Source organism: Bacillus sp. SIMBA_005 (genome assembly GCF_046535585.1).
GTDB classification, from domain to species: Bacteria; Bacillota; Bacilli; order Bacillales; family Bacillaceae; genus Bacillus; species Bacillus pumilus.
This window is the reverse complement of record NZ_JAWRWI010000237.1, coordinates 1-287: the sequence shown is the minus strand read 5'-3', so window position 1 is coordinate 287 and position 287 is coordinate 1. Positions and strand designations below refer to the sequence as shown.

Below are 287 nucleotides of genomic sequence, written 5' to 3'. Positions count from 1 at the left end.
ATTGTCTTTTTTATCGTATTTGGGTTGTTGTGGCTATACTATCGAAATCTGAATTTATTACTACTTGGGGAAGAAGCAGCCGTCACGTTAGGGGTAAATCTTCAACAGTTTCGCATACAGCTAATAGTACTCGTATCTTTACTGACAGGTGTGCTCGTTGCAGTAAGTGGGTCCATCGGGTTTGTTGGTTTAATTATTCCGCATATCGTACGCTTGTTAGTTGGCTCTAATTATAAACATGTTATCCCCATAAGTGCATTGTTAGGGGGAATTTTTCTAGTTTGGGC

The 287-nt window shown here is 39.7% G+C and carries 1 protein-coding gene; it reads left to right on the top strand.

What is annotated here, in order from left to right; all coding sequences use genetic code 11:
• A partial coding sequence (locus SB660_RS19915; RefSeq protein WP_410584008.1) for an iron chelate uptake ABC transporter family permease subunit occupies positions 1-287 on the top strand: 287 nt, incomplete at both ends.